We start from the raw sequence: 17,650 nt of genomic DNA, 5'->3' as shown, positions 1-17,650 counted from the left end.
CCATTCCAGCTTCATTATTTTAATTTTTCACTTATTACTATCAGATTTAGTCGGCAGAGCATGCTGGTAATAAGCGGGGAATGTTTAGGTGAACTTACCATGTTCTCAAGAATAGTGGTAATACTCAGTAATAAACGATTTTGGCGATATTTAAGACGGGTTCTAAATATTGGCTTTTATGCATTATTCAATGTCTTTTACATAAGCCATGATGGTCATCAACCCTCTTCCCCAATTAAAGTTGCTGCCTGTAGCCGAATACATCCCAAAACGAACGGGGTTATTTGAAGTGTTACCTTCGATATAACCATGCAAATAATAGTCTATATACATTGTATTGTCTGTTGTGTTTTTGACTTTTTGAACCGATTTTCCCAACACGGGCATTCCGATGGCGGAAGTAGTTGTATTTGCCGGTCTAAAGACTGTAAATTTACGAGATCCTTCCTCAAGTTCAATATCACCTGTTTTGAATAGCGCAATACCTAAATAATTTAAGGAAAAAGACTCAATAGGTTCATTTTTATTTTTATCAGCACTGATAGGAATATTATAATCAATGAAAAAGATAGCTGAAGAATTAGGCGGAACCTGAGCCTTAATAGATACATTTAGTGGAACAGAGCCATTGGCAAGCATGCTGGTAACAGGAGCAGGCATTTCTTGAGAGTATACATCGTAAAATGTATACCCACCCAGGGCCTTTTTCTCTTTTGTATATCCGAAAACTCCGCTTGAATTCATCCTTAGGATGTTTGTATAATCAGAAGGATCCGATATCGAATCAAGGTTTACCGACCTGCGAAGCCGTATATTTCCATTAATATCTAACATCTCAGTTGGATCTTCGGTGTTAATGCCAACTTGTGTGTAGGCTTGTAAATAAGTGGTAAATACTAGTGTTAGAGCTAAGAATATTTTCATCGTAATTTATATTTATTTAAGTTAGACTTAGATCCACATCGAAAGATGTAGATATATATATGATATTTAAAATGAGTTTGCTTGATTCTAATGAGTTGGACCAGACGGCAATGATAGCTTTTCCTTAAGCAAACCCTCTGATCAAAAATCCTCTTTCATTTCAAAATGATAAGGATGCAATCTCAATCTCAATTCTTTGACGATTAGCCATTCGAATTATACACTGCAAATTAAGTATGATTTTTTTCGTTCAGTTTTACCAAAACGTATAATTAAATTAGGCAAATAGTAAAAAACAGACTTGGCTTTTTTTAGTCAAATTGTAAATTAATTCCAAAATGTACAATTTGTTTATATTGAAAATAATACATTCAAAATGTTTGATAAGAAGCATTATATGCCTATAAGATCGTTTATGTAAGGAGGTTCTTGAAGGCGGTAATATTTGCGATAGTGAAGATGCAAATATCAAAAAATATTCGGTTGTGTTTGACCAGTATTCATTCTTTAGTAAGGTGATAAAAACAAATATCGAATCATCAGAATGTTTATAGAAAAGGCTTTTACATCCATCTAAATCTGTATATTTGTATTTAAACGTATAAAAAGTAATAGACATGAGTATAATACCAGAATCGGAATTAATCATCAATAATGATGGCAGTGTATTCCATTTGCATATAAAACCCAAACAACTTGCCGATAAGATCATCATGATGGGCGATCCTGGCAGGGTTACACTTACAGCTTCTTTTTTTGATAGCATAGAATGTGAAGTACAAAGTCGCGAGTTTCATACCATTACGGGAACATATAAAGGAAAGCGCATTACGGCTTTGTCTCATGGTATAGGTCCCGATAATATCGATATCGTAATTACTGAACTGGATGCATTGGCAAATGTTGATTTCAAGACGCGTGAAGTAAAGAAAGACTTTAAACAGCTGACTATGGTACGTGTGGGTACATCCGGAGGATTACAACCCCATTGTCCTATCGGTTCGTATGTAGTTTCTGAAAAATCAATAGGTTTCGACGGAGTTTTAAACTATTACGAAGGACGAAACTCTGTAGCAGAACTTGATTTCGAAGAGGCTTTCAAGAAACATGTAAACTGGTCTCCTCTGCATTGTGCCCCTTATGTTGTCAAAGCAGACGAAGGATTGGTACAGCAAATAGGGCATGATATGATCAAAGGAGTTACCATTTCTGCAATCGGTTTTTATGGACCTCAAGGTCGTACTGTGCGTATACCCTTGGCAAATCCCGATCTGAATAGTCGTATTGAAAGCTTTAAATTTGGGTCGGATGTTATAACCAACTACGAAATGGAGAGTGCTCCTCTTGCCGGTCTGGGTCGTTTGATGGGACATAGAGCTATGACGGTTTGTACAATTATAGCCAACCGTTTAGCAGGAGAGTCGAACTCTAATTACAAAGGATCAATAGAAGATTTAATAAAAACGGTACTTGATCGAATTTAATGGATAAACGGAAATTGAAAAATAGAATTAAAAGAGTAGCCGTTTTTTTAACTGCTGCTCTTTTTGTTATAGTAGCTGTATTGTTATTTGCAAACTGGAAGATTCCTCATGATACAAAACCTTGGTTGTATAATAATGTGGATAGTATTCCTCCACAAAAGGTTGCATTAGTATTAGGGGCATCTAAATACATACGTGGTGGTTTGCCAAATCCATATTTCGACAATCGTATCCAAGCCGCTTATGAGCTATATGAGGCAGGCAAGGTTGAGGCTTTTGTGATGAGTGGCGATAACGGGCGTGAAGGCTATAGCGAGCCTGAGGATATGCGTGACGCACTTCTGGCATTGGGTGTTCCCGATAGTATAATATATCTTGATTATGCAGGATTTCGTACATTAGATTCGGTTGTTCGGATGAATGCCATATTCGGGCAGGACTCATTTATAGTTGTATCTCAAAAATTTCATAACGAAAGAGCTGTGTTCCTTGCACAATATTATGGGTTTACCGCCTATGGTTATAATGCCAAAGATGTTGCCTTGGGACGTGTATCATATAAAACAATCGTTAGGGAAAAATTTGCCCGCGTGAAAGTCTTCGTTGACATTCTGTTGGATAAACAGCCTAAGTTTTTAGGTAAGCCGGTCGAAATAAAATAAACATTAGGAAAGTAATATGAGTAAAAAGACACAGATATATATAGTGCATGGGTACACAGCTTCGGCTCAATCTCATTGGTTTCCTTGGATTAAAGAACAATTTAATTCTGCTGATGTCGAAGTGTCTATTTTAGATATGCCCGATTCTATGAATCCCGAATTGGATAAATGGATGAATCATTTGAGAGATTATACTACAGGAATCAATGAAAATACTATTTTTATAGGTCATAGTTTGGGTTGCGTAGCTTCCCTCAAATTTATTATAGAGAATAATCAAAAAATAAAAGGCGTTATTCTCGTTTCGGGTTTTATCGATTCAACACCTTTGCCCCAACTTCAAGAGTTTGTGCAGGGCAAGTTGGATTGTGATGCTGTCAAGAGACTTGTGTGTAAAAGGGTTGTCATTGCAGCAAAGGATGATGATATTGTTCCTTACGAATATACCGAGCAGATGGCATCTCGGTTAGAAGCAGATTTCTATCTTCTGGATGAGGGAAAGCATTTCCTTGATAGGGATGGATATCTTGATTTTCGCTTAGTTGAGGTTGAGTTAAATAAAATGCTTGATTTTTCAATATAAGTAAAAGAAAATATTTAATGATACATTTTAAAAGTATAACAACCTGTCGCTGTTTTGCTTGCCAAAGCAATAAATAGTTCTGCGAACTTAAATTGAATATTAGATATGAAAATAGAACGATTAACCCGAGTATCGGATGATGTTGTAGAGTCTTTAGGACAATTAATGGTTCAGTTGGCTCCCGATTGTAAGCCTTTATCAGGAGAATATCTTCAAGAAATAATAGATTTGCCTAATATATTTCTTTTTGTGGCAAAACAGGGAGATCAAATAGTCGGAACATTCTCTTTAGTCTTGTATAAAATACCGACAGGGCTTAAAGCCAGTCTTGAAGATGTTGTGGTGGATGTTAGTAGGAGAGGTCAGAGGATTGGTGAAAAAATGATTGAGTTTGCCCTTGAATACGCCAATACACAGTTGGAAGTTAGTAAGCTTGATTTAACCTCAAGCCCCTACCGTGTTGCCGCTAATGCCTTGTATAAAAAGCTAGGTTTCGAGCAGAGAGATACAAATGTCTACCGATTTGAATTTAAGTGATAACGAATAATTGACACTAATGGACTTTATACAAATTACATCAAAAGATAATTTATATGGAATTTTGCAACTTCTAAAATTAAAAAACTGGGTTCAAAAGCAGTTTCGATTTCTTTGATTGATTCAAATGCAAAACTCAAAAACTGGTATGCGGATCAAGGGTTTGCCGAAAGCGGGTTTAAAGACTTCGATCACTTACCTTTCAGGGTATGCTTTATGCGAAAAGAGATAGGATGACGATGTGTTTTTGATTTATAACAAATTACTATGAAAATATTGAAAATTGTATTGATTGTAATTGCACTACTTATTGCAATAGTTGTAGTAGCCTATATCTATTATGGCGGACTAAGTAAAGTGGTAGTGAAAGAAGAGGTACAAGGCGGAGAAGTATTGGTCTATGAAGAGGTTGTAGGGGATTATGCCCAAAGTGGAAAATTTACAGATAAAGTATATTATGCTTTACTCAATAATGAGGGGATTGCTACAACTAAAGGGTTTGGTGTTTTTCTTGACGATCCGCAGCAAGTGGAAAAAAGCAAGCTTCGTTCTGAGGTCGGCTGCATTGTTGAAGGTCTGGATAGTACTCAAATCGCGAAATTAGCAACTAAATATAAAGTACGCACATATCCCAAGGGAAATTATATTACAGCAGAATTTCCGTTTAAAGGGCATATATCAATAATGATCGGTTTGATGAAAGTTTATCCTCAGATAGATAAATATATTAAAGAACATGCAATCAGTGATAAGGGATCTATTATGGAAATATACGATGTGCCGAATAAGAAGACAGTCTATAGAAAAGAAATCGTGAAAGAATGAATTCAAAGAAACTGACAAGATAAACAAAAGCACGTAACTGAACAGTTACGTGCTTTTATTGTAATTACCTGCTAAAGTTACAAGTCCTTCAAAAGAGATTGAACTTTAATGGTTTGTGTATTTCAATTGTTCACTGGTATATCGGTCGCCTACTTCGGGATATTTAGCTAATATATCTTCGATTGCTTTCAGGTCGGTTGGCGAAAGTACAACGTCTACAGCTTTGGCATTTTCTTCCAGATATTTAACTCTTTTTGTTCCCGGAATCGGTATAATATCTTCTCCTTGAGCCAGTACCCAAGCTAAGGCCAGTTGCGAAGCTGTGATGTCTTTTTGCTGTGCAAACTCTGCAAATGCGGCAGCGAGCTTATTGTTGTTTTCGAGATGCTTGCCCTGATATCTAGGTAGGTGTTTGCGGAAGTCGTCTCCTGCATCCATCTTCGAAACATCCAATCTGTTTGTGATTAATCCTCTTGATAATGGAGAGTAGGGGATAAGTGAAATTCCCAGTTCACGAGCAGTCGGCAATATTTCACGTTCAGGATCACGCGTTAATACCGAATATTCATATTGCAGAGCTGAAATGGGGTGTACTGCATTTGCCTTGCGTATAGATTCGGCTGAAGCTTCGCTTAGTCCTAAGTAGCGAACCTTGCCTTCTTGTACCAAATCTGCCATTGCACCAACCGTTTCTTCAACAGGAATACTTGCATCTATTCGATGAGCATAATAAAGGTCTATTGTATCGATCTTTAATCGTTTCAAACTCTTCTCAACAGCTTGTTTCATCCATTTCGGAGAACAGTCAACACCTGCTGCTCCTAGTCCGGCTTCTTTATCGTATCTAAATCCAAATTTGGTAGCTATAAATACTTTATCTCTGTTTTCTGCTAATATTTTCGAGATAAGCTCTTCGTTTGCTCCTGCTCCGTACACATCGGCAGTATCCCAAAAATTAATGCCCAGATCTAATGCTTTATGTAAAGTAGCTAAGCTTTCCGATTCATTTGTAGGACCATAAGCATAGCTCATGCCCATGCAACCCAATCCTAAAGAGGATAATTGTTCATTCGTTTTCGCAAGTTTTCTGTATTTCATAATCTTTTGTTTTTTGATATGACAAAAGTACATATAGACCATTGGTCCGTTGCTACGAAATTCAAAGAAGATATTATAAAATTCAAACAATAGCGATTATTTATTGTTGCTGCGTATCGATCCGGGAGATACTCCGGAGTTTTTCTTAAAGAAATTATTGAAATAGCTGGGGTGCTCGAATCCAAGGCCAAAAGCAATTTCAGCTACCGTCATATCGGTATGGTTTAAAAGAGCGTGAGCCTCTTTTGTAATCCGTTCAGAAATATGCTCTGACGTTGTTTTTCCTGTAACTTCTTTGATAGTACGGTTCAGGTGATTTACATGTACCGAAAGCTGACGGGCAAAATCATTTGCCGATCTCATTTTAAGGGTGTGTTCGGGTATATCTATGGGAAATTGTCTTTCGAGAAGTTCTAAGAATAAACCGGATATTCGTTCCGATGCACTGTTCTGAAAGGTATTCTTGTCAGGAACCTGCATCTTCATTGCCTCATGGATAATCAAATGAAGATAATTGCGTAAGATATCGTACTTATGAATATACTCGGTGTTTATTTCTTCTATCATTTTCCGATATATGACAGATATCTCTTCCACTTTCTTATCATCGAGGAAAAATATTTTATTATCTCCTATTCTAAATAAAGGAGAATCTGCCAGACTGTCGTTTCGTTCGGATGGCTGTATAAATTCTTCTGTGAAAAGGCAATAGAATCCCTCTTGCCTTTCGCTGACAGTTTCCCAGGCATATGGTATCAGGGGGTTGGAAAACAGAAGTGCAGGGCGGTCTATTAAAACCCATTTATCTGCATAGAATAGTTTTACTTCGCCTATAATTAAAGAAACTTTGTAGAAATCGCGTCTGCTGTACCCCGAATTTCCTGTGCCATTTTTTCTCTCAAAAACATTGAAATGTCCATATTTGGGTGATGTTCCTTTGTTTTGAAACGAAAAGTCGGCTTGCTTCCTTATGTAGAAATCATTAATGTTTTCAAATATTTTCATGCGTATAAATATAGTGAGTTTTTCGTTTCAGACATATCATCTTTTTACATTTTCAATTAAAAGAGGTTGGTTCTTGCAATCGTTTGCAATATTTTTTGTTGTGAAAAATAAAATCCTGAATAAAAGTTTGTTATTTATTATCTAGTTTTGCTAACATCAGATATTCTGTGTGTTTATTAAACTAAAAATCAGGCTACTTTGGTTTGTTGTTAATCAAAGTATTAAAAGGATCTGGATCTTAATACCAAAAGAGAATGAAAAAATCGTATTTAATTTTACTGTTGACAGTTTTAATTTACGGAACAGCTAATGCTATTGATGTAAAAAAACTAGAACCTGCATTTTGGTGGGCAGGAATGAAAAACACCGAGCTTCAAATATTAATGTATGGTGATAATATCGCTAAGTGCGATGCCAAAATAACTTCTCAGAGTGCTAAAATAAAAGAGTTGGTGCGATTCGATAATCCAAACTACTTATTATTATATGTGGACTTAGCTGATGCTAAGCCCGAAAAATTTGATATAGTTCTGCAAAGAGGAAAAGAAAAAAAGACAATACCTTACGAATTAAAGCAGCGAAAAGCCGGATCGGCAGAAAGAGTAGGCTTTAATACGAGTGATGTTTTGTATTTAATTATGCCTGATCGATTTGCAAATGGAGATCCTTCGAATGATGTCATAAAAGGTATGATTGATAATAAGGTTGATCGTAATGACCAGTATGGTCGCCATGGAGGAGACTTTAAAGGTATTTCCGATAATTTGGATTATATTGCAGACCTGGGAGTTACAGCTATCTGGCTGAATCCTACACAAGAGAATGATATGCCTCATGGTTCATATCATGGGTATGCCATTACCGATTATTACAAGGCTGACCCACGTTTTGGGACGAATGACGAGTTTATCTCATTAGTAGATAAAACGCATGCTAAAGGGATGAAAGTGGTTATGGATATGATTTTCAACCATTGCGGAAGTGAGAACTTTTTATTTAAAGATAAGCCTGCAAAAGACTGGTTTAATTTTCCTGATAAATACATCCAAACAACTTACCGAACAACCACTCAATACGATCCATATACCTCTGCCCATGATAAAAAAATGGCTTTGGATGGTTGGTTTGTAGAGCCTATGCCCGATTTTAACCAACGAAATCCGCATGTGGCAAAATATCTTATACAGAATAGTATTTGGTGGATAGAGCATGGCGGAATAGACGGAATCCGTCAGGATACACATCCATATGCCGATTTTGATATGATGTCGGAGTGGTGCAAGCAGGTGACAGAGGAATATCCCGATTTTAATATTGTAGGTGAAACATGGTTGAGTAGTAATGTCGGTATTTCGTTTTGGCAGAAAGATAGTAAGCTGGCTTATCCTCTTAATTCAAATCTAAGAACTGTAATGGATTTCCCTTTAATGGGAATTATGAATTCAGCTTTTGATGAAGAGAGTAACTGGGATAAAGGTGTTGCCCGTTTACATGATTATTTGGCACAGGATATTGTATATGCCGATCCATCGAATTTATTAACATTCCTCGATAATCACGATACATCTCGCTTCTTTAAAACTGATGAGGAAGCAGATAATATGAAAAAGTATAAGCAAGCATTGGCGTTTCTATTAACAACTCGCGGCATTCCTCAGATATATTATGGAACCGAAATTCTTATGGCTGCCGATAAGGCCAATGGTGACGGCACATTGAGAGAGGATTTTCCGGGAGGATGGGCAGGTGATAAGCAAAATGCTTTTTCACGTGACGGTAGAACCGATAAGCAAAATGCTGCTTATGATTTTACACAAAAGATCCTTCAATGGCGTAAAGGCAATGATGTTATAGCTAAGGGTTCTCTGAAACATTACGTACCTATTGATGGAGTTTATGTTTATGAACGTAAATATAATGGCAAATCGGTGGTAGTATTTTTGAGTGGTTCTGATAGTGAGAAAACATTAAATTTGGAAAATTATAGAGAGGTGTTGCCTAAAACTCAATCGAAAGATGTTATAACGGGAAAAACAATTGACGTTAGCGGAACTTCTCTGGCTATTGCTCCACGGGATGTGATTGTACTCGAATTTTAAAGTTGAAAATCAGTTTGGGGTGATATCCTTTTCGTAAACTATCATTCCCGAAAACTAAGATATTTTTAGGTTCAGGAAAATTTTAGGTAATTAGATTATTTGGTTACGTGAGGGAAAAGGGATGAATATTATTCATCCCTTTCTTGTGTCCTGTTTTATTGATTTTTTTTCTTCAGGGAGAGATATTCTATATTGAGTAGTTGACCTGTCCTTAGATTTCAAGAATATTCTTATCTTTGGTATGCAGTCGGAATTTTTCAGTGCCGGCAAATTGATGTGATTTTATTATAACTCTCCTTCGAATTTAGATTTATTCTATTTGTATGGGTTTTGTTGGTGGTCTGTTAATTTGTTTTCAATTAGTTTTTTGTGGTTTTAGAGGGTGTATTGTTATATCTAAATCTTAGATGAGATATTATTGTATTCTAGAGTAGGGGTTTTAAAATGGGGGCTGTTAAAATGAATATTGTACTAACTGATAAAGATTAAACTTATGATGCAACAGTCGGATATTATTGTAGCTATTTCTACTCCTGCAGGGGTAGGAGGGATTGCCGTTATTCGTTTATCGGGTAAAGGGTGTATTGGATTGGTTGATGCGGTTTACCGTTCTCCATCAGGTAAGAAATTAGTAGATCAGAAAGCCAATACAATTCATTTTGGTTCTATTGTGAAAGATAATACGACCTTGGATGAGGTGTTGGTTAGTGTCTTTCATAATCCAAGTTCTTTTACAGGAGAAGATAGTGTAGAGATCTCATGCCATGGATCTATATATATACAACAGGGGATTTTGCAGTTGCTATTAGAGAAAGGTGCTCGTTTGGCCGGTGCAGGTGAGTTTACTCAAAGAGCATTTTTGAATGGAAAGATGGATTTGTCACAGGCTGAATCTGTTGCCGATCTTATCGCTTCAACTTCTGCTGCTACTCACCGATTGGCATTGAATCAAATGCGAGGAGGTTTCAGTAATAAACTGGTCGAACTCCGTACTGATTTACTCAATTTTGCCTCTTTGATAGAATTAGAGTTAGACTTCTCAGAGGAAGATGTTGAGTTTGCAAACCGGGATAATTTAAAAAAATTAGCAAGCCATATTCATGAAGTGATAGCAAAATTGGCTGATTCGTTTTCTTTAGGGAATGTAGTAAAAACGGGTATTCCTGTAGCAATAATAGGGGAGACGAATGCAGGAAAGTCTACATTACTTAATCTATTGCTAAGAGAAGAAAAGGCGATTGTTTCGGATATTCATGGTACAACCCGTGATGTAATCGAAGATACTATAAATATTGATGGGCTTATATTCCGGTTAATCGATACAGCAGGTATTCGTGATACAGATGATGTTGTAGAAAGTCTCGGTATAGAGCGTACTTTTAAGAAGTTAGAGCAGGCAAATATAGTTCTTTGGGTTATTGATGCTGAAACAGAAGATGACCGTACTATTGCTTTATCTAAAAAAATATTACCACTAACGGAAGATAAGAAGCTAATCTTGGTATTTAATAAAGTCGATATAATTCCTGCTGCCCGTAAGGAGCATAAGGAGCAATTGTTAAGCGACTTGATTCCCGATCGAATTTTTATTTCGGCAAAGTATCATCAGGGTACAGAAAATCTACAGGATATTTTAGTGGAAGCAGCTAATATTCCTGAATTTGGAGAGCAGGATGTTATTGTTACCAATATGCGCCATTATGAAGCTCTGAAAAATGCTTTGGCTGCAATTACTCGTGTTTCGGATGGAATGGAATCCGGTTTATCCAGTGATTTTCTGGCTCAGGATATTCGTGAGTGTATGCATTATTTAGGAGAGATAACAGGTCAAATTTCTACTGATGATATTTTGGGAAATATATTTAGTAAGTTCTGTATCGGCAAATGATAACTAATCAACATTAATAGATATTGCTTATAATGTATAACTAAGTCGCTATTTTATAGCGACTTTTTCTTTTCTATTTTTATCTTTGGAGATCAATATTAATGAATGATGTGACATCTTTTGTGTCACAGTTGTACCGTTTTTGTCAAAATACAAAATAGGCATAATTTTTGTTCATAGATAATACATGATTGGAACTCCATGAAACACAGTGAAACATCATGGAACAAAAACAGGGAGAAATAAAGGAGAAATTATGAGTAGTAAAATGCAAATAAAAAAGAAATGCGAGTGCTGTGGGAAAACTTTCACAGCACAAAAAACGACTACACGTTATTGTTCGCATAAATGTAACTCCAAAGCGTACAAGCAAGGTAAGAGACAGTTCAAGATGGTAGGTATAAACTACTCTACCATGCAGGAAATAGAAAAACTAAGTGATAAGTATGAAAAAATAAAAGATAAAGAATATCTCTCTGTTTCTGAAACTGCATTTTTATTAAGTGCTGGTCGAACTACTATTTATCGCTATTTACACGATGGAACTCTTAAAGCTGTACAAACAAATGGCAAAACATTTATCCGTAGATCCGATATTGATGAAATGTTTGATAATGTAGAAGAATATGAATCTAAAGCCAGACCTACTGTTGAGCCAAAACCATTAACCGAATTATATACAGTAGCCGAGATTAAAGATAAATTCAATATCAAAGAATCATGGCTCTACAAGATTGCCCGAGAAAACAATATACCTAAAACATTAATCAGAGGTAAATCATATTTCAGTAAAGAGCATATCGATAAATATTTTGAAAAGAAAGGTTTTAACGAAAGTCAGGATATTAAAGAATGGTACTCAGTAGAAGAGATTCAAGAGAAGTATAATCTCTCAACGGCAGCCATATACAGTTTTGTATCTGAGCAGAATATTCCCCGAAAGAAAGAAGGTCGCAAAGTGCTGTATTCAAAGAATGACTTCGACATAGCCAAAGGTTACGAGCAACCCAAAGAAGCCGAATATTATACCACAGAAGAAGCCATGCAAAAGTATAGCCTCACTCGTGATGCTCTCTACCATTATGTGAAGTATCATAATATACCTAAAGTAAAAGAAGGACGATATGTAAAAATATCAAAGCCTGACTTAGATAAATTGTTTCAACCTCAAATAACACTGTAACTATGGGAGTAAGCAAAGTAGCACTTCGGCAGCGTGATATTACAGCAGGAAGAAAAAGTCTGTATCTCGACTATTACCCTGCCATTCGTGACCCTCATTCGATGAAGATGATACGAAGGGAATATTTAGGCATCTATATTTATGGACGACCACGCAACGAAATTGAGAAGGAGTACAATAATGAAATGCTGATGAAAGCCGAAGTCATCCGCAGCATGAGAGTACAGGCAATAATTAATGAGGAATATGGTTTTCTGGATAAGAATAAAAAGAAAGCCGACTTTCTCACTTATTACAAACTGAAAGCCGAAAAGAAAGACCAGAAATGGATGAAAGTCTATCAGCACTTTTCCAATTTTGTCAAAGGTAAATGTACCTTCGGAGATATAAACGTTGATCTCTGCAACCGCTTTCGGGATTATCTGATGGATGCAAAACAATTGAAGCACAAAGACCTTCGCATATCACAAAATTCAGCGTCAGGGTATTTTTCTACATTCAGAGCTTTACTGAAAATAGCATATAGAGAAAAGTTTTTCAGAGAGAATCTCAATGAATATCTGGACTCAATCGACACCACAGATGTAAAGAAAGAATATCTGACTTTAGACGAATTAAAGGCATTAGCCAATACACCTTGCGACTTCCCAATATTGAAATCGGCATCTATATTTTCGTGTATGACAGGCTTACGGATAAGTGATGTGCTAAAGTTGGATTGGAAAGAAATACTTCCTGCTTCCGATGGTGGTTATTGTATGCGACTAAGAACCGAAAAGACGGAAACCGAAACTACTTTACCCATTAGTGATGAAGCATTGGAACTATGTGGCGAAAGAGGCAAAGGTAAAGTATTCAAGGGATTGACAAAGTCCATGACACAACAACCTCTGAAAGATTGGGTAGCCAATGCAGGGATAACAAAGCACATCACATTCCATTGTTTTCGCCATACTTTTGCTACCTTGCAGGTTGCTTTGGGTACTGATATCTATACTGTAAGCAAGATGCTAACACATAAAAACGTGTCTACAACACAGATATACGCTGATTTGGTGAATGCGAAGAAAAGAGAATCTGCTAATAAAATAAGTTTGAAATAATTTTGCGTTCAAGGCGTAAATACATAATACTATGATTATGGGAAATTTAGATAAAAAATGGGATGAGTTAAAAGATCAGATTTATTATTGGGATGGATCGTGGAGAGATTTATATATTCTAAATACCAACAAAGAAGATTGGATAAAATGGGTTAAGTATGTAAATCAGCATTATATAGTCAATTGGTATAATGGCAAAACTGGAATAGAAGAGAATCAAATCAATTATGATGTAATAAAAGAATATTTCGATAGGGAACATGATCTTTGCTCTACTGCAAAAATATTTATTGATAAAATTCAAATAAATTGTCATTTTTTCTCTGAGTCTGAAATTGAAAATGATATAGATCCAAGAGAAATTAATTCACTTAAAGACCATGAGCATGTATTAAAATATATGACTGATTTGTCAACAATCCTGAATAAAGAAGTGATATTGACTCCAGAAAGTGAACCTGAAGTTATTTTAATGAATGTAAACGAACAATACTAAACATGATGGATAAAGAAAAACTAAAAATTGGCGATAGTCTATCAGAGAATGAAAGAGTTGGGTTGTTACGTATCATAACAGATTACACTTATGCACTTGATACTTTAGACAGATACGATTACCAAAAACTTGAAATCGAAAGAACTACTACAGAAGAGCCATTCAAAGCTGATTATAATAATGCGATGGAGGCAATCTATGTACTTCGAGATAAGTTCGGTAGTGGTGGCTTATTCGGTAACGAAAAAGACCAATCATTCAAAAGTTCGATTAGTACAATATACCAAACCTTTGGAGGAGAGGAGTTATATCCGAGTATAGAAGAGAAAGCAGCTATGTTATTGTACTTGGTTACCAAGAATCATTCGTTCAGTGATGGAAATAAACGGATTGCCGCATTTCTATTTCTATGGTTCTTAGAGCAAAACGGTATTTTATATAGAAGTGACAACACTAGGCTTATCGAAAACAATACACTTGTAGCACTTACTCTTATGATTGCCGAAAGTAGAACAGAAGAAAAAGATATTATGGTGAAAGTTGTTGTTAATCTGATTAATAAGAATAACTAAGAATGTATTTCAAAGCAAAACTTTCTGAGCGTATCGGAATGAATGATATCCATGAGATACTTCGTCTGACTCATGATAGCGATAGCCGAAAGCAAGAGTTATATAATTTAGTTATTGGCGAAGATGAAGCTATTGGGTATCATGCAACATGGATACTCACTCACTTTTCGTCAGAGGACAATAAGTGGTTATACAATAAGCAAGACGAATTGATTGATGAAGTATTAGCCTGTAAGCACGGAGGAAAACGAAGAGTGATACTCAACTTGCTTTATAAACAACCACTAGCCAATCCACCCCGAGTTGATTTTCTGGATTTTTGTTTAGAACGAATGATCTCAGTAAAAGAATTACCCGGAGTACAGTCTCTGTGTATGAAAATAGCTTACGAATTATGTCGCCCTATTCCTGAATTGATGCAAGAGTTGAAAACAATGCTCGAAATGATGGAAGGCGATCTATGCCCTGCTATACGAGCTACTCGTAAAAATATCTTGCAAGCCATGTCAAAAGGAAAGAGTTTACAAAAAATCTAATTTTGATAAAATGAATTACAAAGACCCTGAAAATATATTGCTTATCATATGCGGAAGCATGGGGATAGCTGCATCTGCATTGATATTTCGCTATCTCTTTATAGGGTTAGGTTTTGATGATTTCGGGGCAAACCTTGTATTCATTATTATATTTATAATCGGGCTAGTCTTTTTTATTTCTTATCTTGAAGTTATTCAGAAAGTTATCCCTCCACTATTCAAAAGACAACAGCAAGTAATAGAAAACCAGGATATAATACCCGAATCTGATACGGTTGAAGATATCGAACCCACCATTGAGCCAGAGCTAGAAGAACCTATCGAAAATGAAACACCTCTTATCAATGAACTTGATGTAATAAGAGAAAAGCACAACCTTGAAGAGCAACAGCGAAAAGAACAATTACTTGAAACAGCAATCCAATACACCCAAGAAACCTTTGCTCCATATACATCTGATGAAAATATAGCTATTATTTGTCAGGCTGTTACTGACTATATGAATGGGATGAAAGTTATAGTTCCTAAATCTGTTACAATAAAAGGATTGAGCAATGGCGACCTTTTCCATTTTGGTTGGAATATTTGGAATCGTTTTCAACTTGTCAGAGGAAATAAGCAGGAAGATATCGCTGTTTTTCTAAAAATCGTTTTTAAGAACTCGCTAGCAGATATAGAGATGCAAACAATAAAAAAGAAACTAACTTTTAATCAGGGGAAATATAAGATTAAGCTAGAAAAAAACTATAAGCTATCAGCACTAGCATGATATCCTATTAGTGCTGATAGCTTATTGAATGATTCTTCTTTATTCAAGAGAACTTATACTTTATTGACTAATAATGTAGCCCGGTTGATTCTCTTTACTTTTATCAACAAAACTGTACGCATTACCCTCTGATGTTTCAATTATAGTCACACTAGTATAAATAAAGTCAGGATCTATGTCTTTTAGTTTAGCTAAAACATTCTCAGGAATAGGATAATCGAGCGGAACTTCGTATCTAGTTTCTTTCCAAAAAACAACATTAGTACTATTGTTTCTATCGAATGCGACAAATTTTGTATAGCCATCATGTTTAATAATCAAGGTATAATATCCCGAAGTATTTAACTGACAGCGTACATCAGCTTGTTTGTAGTTTTTTTGGACATAATCAAATTCTGTTAGATAATTAGGAAAAAGCATTACATTATCGTTTGTTGTATGATTGATTGTGTATAATACCATTCCATCTTCATTAATAAAGATACTATATTGCAAATTTATCACTTTGTTTGTCGTTTGCAGAAAACAAAAAGTATATAAATCGTGCTTTAAATAAGACCGTCGTGTCTTATATATCTTCAAATCGCTTATGCCCTGTATTGATAGACTATTAAAAGTTGTTTGTACCACTAGAGGTAAATCTTTCAAATCGGGTATTCTTCTATGTTCAGCGTCAAATTCATTATTTTTATAGCGTAACTCAGCAGAATTATTGTTTTCGTCAATTAAATTAATATATAATAAATCGTTAGAGTCGAACGAATAGTATTTTATCTCGGCTTTTGTAAAACGAGAATTAATATCTTTCCGGATAAGTTCGGGTATTTTATCTTCAGGGTTTATTTTTGTATCTTCATCACTACATGATGGGAATAACCACAAAAGAGACATAATGGAAAAAACGGTAAAATAGACCCCTTAAAAACGGAGGAAAGTGCCCCCCTAAAGTTATGTGTTCAAAACAGTCAAAAGTTATCGTCGGTTTCAGGGTCTTGAAGTTGCAGATTTTGCCCGAGTTAAACTTTTCTTTCTTTTCTTAGTTTTCCTGTTTTTAGGTCCACTTAAGTTTTTACAAACTTAGTAATAAGTCTCTATATTTAGATAGGACCTACTACTGTTTTAATTATAGATAGCTATTTTCATTCTTCGATTTTCTTTTTCTGATTGATTCTCCAATTAATTCTACTCTTAGTGAGTCATGTACCAGGCGATCGAGTATGGCATCTGCTACAGTTTTTTCTCCTATGGCATCATACCAATCTTTAACAGGTACTTGTGAGGTTATCATTGTTGATTTTTTCTGATGCCGATCCTCTATAATATCCATCATTATACCTCTGGACTGAGAGTCAAAGGCTTGCATTGCAAAATCATCAAGGATTAGAAGATCCACCCTTTCGATACGTTTAAATTCATTTAGTATAGTCCCTTTTACTTTGGCTATCTTTAAGCTGCTCATCAATTTAGCGGTATTGGCATAAAAGACCTTATATCCATCTTGGCAGGCTTTGTTTCCTAGTGCAGTAGCCAGATAGCTTTTTCCTGTCCCGGTGGGTCCTGTAATAAAGATATTCTTGTTGTCTTTGATAAAATCCAAGCCCGCCAAGCGTTCTACCTGATTACGATCCAAGCCTCTTTCGAAGCTATAATCAATCTCTTCCAAGAAAGCAGTGTACCGAAACGCTGCCAGCTTGGTTGCTCTTTTGATGGCACGATTGCGACGATTATCCCATTCACTGGATACCAAATGGAAGATAAATTGATCTTGTGTCATCTGCTCTTTTAAAGTGTTCTCTAAAGAAGTTTTAAAAGCATCGTGCATCCCTAAGAAACGCATCTGACGCAGTTTCTCTAATGTTTGATTGTTCATGTTGTTCATTGTTTTT

General features: G+C 35.8%; 17 protein-coding genes and 1 pseudogene. 13 read left to right on the top strand and 5 right to left on the bottom strand.

The features are described from left to right. Positions 1-183 precede the first annotated feature (183 nt). A complete protein-coding gene (locus G7050_RS04840) occupies positions 184-924 on the bottom strand; it encodes a hypothetical protein (protein ID WP_166111989.1) in 741 nt (246 codons plus the stop codon). 617 nt (positions 925-1,541) lie between these two features. Between G7050_RS04840 and G7050_RS04835 the strand changes: the two genes are divergently transcribed. From G7050_RS04835 to G7050_RS04815, 5 genes are all read left to right on the top strand, one after another. After that, entirely contained in the window at positions 1,542-2,408 is an 867-nt protein-coding gene (locus G7050_RS04835) for a nucleoside phosphorylase (protein ID WP_166111987.1), read from the top strand. Further along, on the top strand, positions 2,408-3,070 hold the full coding sequence (locus tag G7050_RS04830) for a vancomycin high temperature exclusion protein (protein WP_166111984.1): 663 nt from the start codon (positions 2,408-2,410) through the stop codon (positions 3,068-3,070). Before G7050_RS04835 ends, G7050_RS04830 begins: the two co-directional genes overlap by 1 nt. 16 nt (positions 3,071-3,086) lie before the next feature. Then, positions 3,087-3,653 carry an alpha/beta hydrolase gene (locus G7050_RS04825; RefSeq protein WP_166111981.1) on the top strand — a complete coding sequence of 189 codons (567 nt, stop codon included), beginning with the start codon at positions 3,087-3,089 and terminating at the stop codon, positions 3,651-3,653. A 105-nt stretch (positions 3,654-3,758) separates the two neighbouring features. After that, the gene (locus G7050_RS04820; RefSeq protein ID WP_166111978.1) at positions 3,759-4,190 is read left to right on the top strand and encodes a GNAT family N-acetyltransferase; all 432 of its coding nucleotides are present in this window, start codon (positions 3,759-3,761) and stop codon (positions 4,188-4,190) included. Positions 4,191-4,457: 267 nt separating this feature from the next. After that, complete coding sequence (locus G7050_RS04815; protein ID WP_166111975.1) at positions 4,458-5,015, top strand: hypothetical protein; 558 nt, start codon at positions 4,458-4,460, stop codon at positions 5,013-5,015. 105 nt (positions 5,016-5,120) lie between these two features. On the opposite strand, the gene G7050_RS04810 is transcribed toward G7050_RS04815, so the two are convergent. Both G7050_RS04810 and G7050_RS04805 read right to left on the bottom strand, forming a co-directional pair. After that, complete coding sequence (locus tag G7050_RS04810) at positions 5,121-6,113, bottom strand: aldo/keto reductase (RefSeq protein WP_166111972.1); 993 nt, start codon at positions 6,111-6,113, stop codon at positions 5,121-5,123. 96 nt (positions 6,114-6,209) lie between these two features. After that, positions 6,210-7,118 carry an AraC family transcriptional regulator gene (locus tag G7050_RS04805; RefSeq protein ID WP_166111969.1) on the bottom strand — a complete coding sequence of 303 codons (909 nt, stop codon included), beginning with the start codon at positions 7,116-7,118 and terminating at the stop codon, positions 6,210-6,212. 254 nt (positions 7,119-7,372) lie between these two features. On the opposite strand from G7050_RS04805, the gene G7050_RS04800 reads away from it, so the two are divergent. The 8 genes and pseudogenes from G7050_RS04800 to G7050_RS04765 all read left to right on the top strand — a co-directional run bounded on the left by G7050_RS04800 (position 7,373) and on the right by G7050_RS04765 (position 15,764). Next, a complete protein-coding gene (locus G7050_RS04800; protein ID WP_166111966.1) occupies positions 7,373-9,217 on the top strand; it encodes a glycoside hydrolase family 13 protein in 1,845 nt (614 codons plus the stop codon). Between the two features lie 496 nt (positions 9,218-9,713). Next, positions 9,714-11,105 (top strand): tRNA uridine-5-carboxymethylaminomethyl(34) synthesis GTPase MnmE, encoded by a 1,392-nt coding sequence (gene mnmE / locus G7050_RS04795; RefSeq protein WP_166117640.1) that lies wholly within the window; start codon positions 9,714-9,716, stop codon positions 11,103-11,105. Between the two features lie 256 nt (positions 11,106-11,361). Continuing rightward, on the top strand, positions 11,362-12,288 hold the full coding sequence (locus G7050_RS04790; protein WP_166111963.1) for a helix-turn-helix domain-containing protein: 927 nt from the start codon (positions 11,362-11,364) through the stop codon (positions 12,286-12,288). A gap of 2 nt (positions 12,289-12,290) precedes the next feature. Continuing rightward, positions 12,291-13,391: a site-specific integrase gene (locus tag G7050_RS04785; RefSeq protein WP_166111960.1), complete on the top strand. Its 1,101-nt coding sequence runs from the start codon at positions 12,291-12,293 to the stop codon at positions 13,389-13,391. 37 nt (positions 13,392-13,428) lie between these two features. Further along, positions 13,429-13,887, top strand: a complete 459-nt coding sequence (locus G7050_RS04780; protein ID WP_166111957.1) for a hypothetical protein — start codon at positions 13,429-13,431, stop codon at positions 13,885-13,887. A 50-nt stretch (positions 13,888-13,937) separates the two neighbouring features. Beyond that, positions 13,938-14,459, top strand: a pseudogene (locus G7050_RS04775) (type II toxin-antitoxin system death-on-curing family toxin); the annotation flags it as partial. 2 nt (positions 14,460-14,461) lie between these two features. Beyond that, entirely contained in the window at positions 14,462-14,995 is a 534-nt protein-coding gene (locus G7050_RS04770; RefSeq protein ID WP_166111954.1) for a hypothetical protein, read from the top strand. Positions 14,996-15,005: 10 nt separating this feature from the next. Then, complete coding sequence (locus G7050_RS04765; RefSeq protein WP_166111952.1) at positions 15,006-15,764, top strand: hypothetical protein; 759 nt, start codon at positions 15,006-15,008, stop codon at positions 15,762-15,764. Positions 15,765-15,824: 60 nt separating this feature from the next. Here the strand turns inward: G7050_RS04765 and G7050_RS04760 are convergent, their stop codons facing one another. Continuing rightward, positions 15,825-16,655: a hypothetical protein gene (locus G7050_RS04760; RefSeq protein ID WP_166111949.1), complete on the bottom strand. Its 831-nt coding sequence runs from the start codon at positions 16,653-16,655 to the stop codon at positions 15,825-15,827. A 232-nt stretch (positions 16,656-16,887) separates the two neighbouring features. Next, complete coding sequence (gene istB, locus G7050_RS04755) at positions 16,888-17,634, bottom strand: IS21-like element helper ATPase IstB (RefSeq protein WP_166111946.1); 747 nt, start codon at positions 17,632-17,634, stop codon at positions 16,888-16,890. Positions 17,635-17,650: the final 16 nt, after the last annotated feature.

It is taken from the genome of Dysgonomonas sp. HDW5A, from assembly GCF_011299555.1.
GTDB lineage: Bacteria > Bacteroidota > Bacteroidia > Bacteroidales > Dysgonomonadaceae > Dysgonomonas_A.
This window is presented reverse-complemented; position numbering and strand designations above follow the sequence as displayed.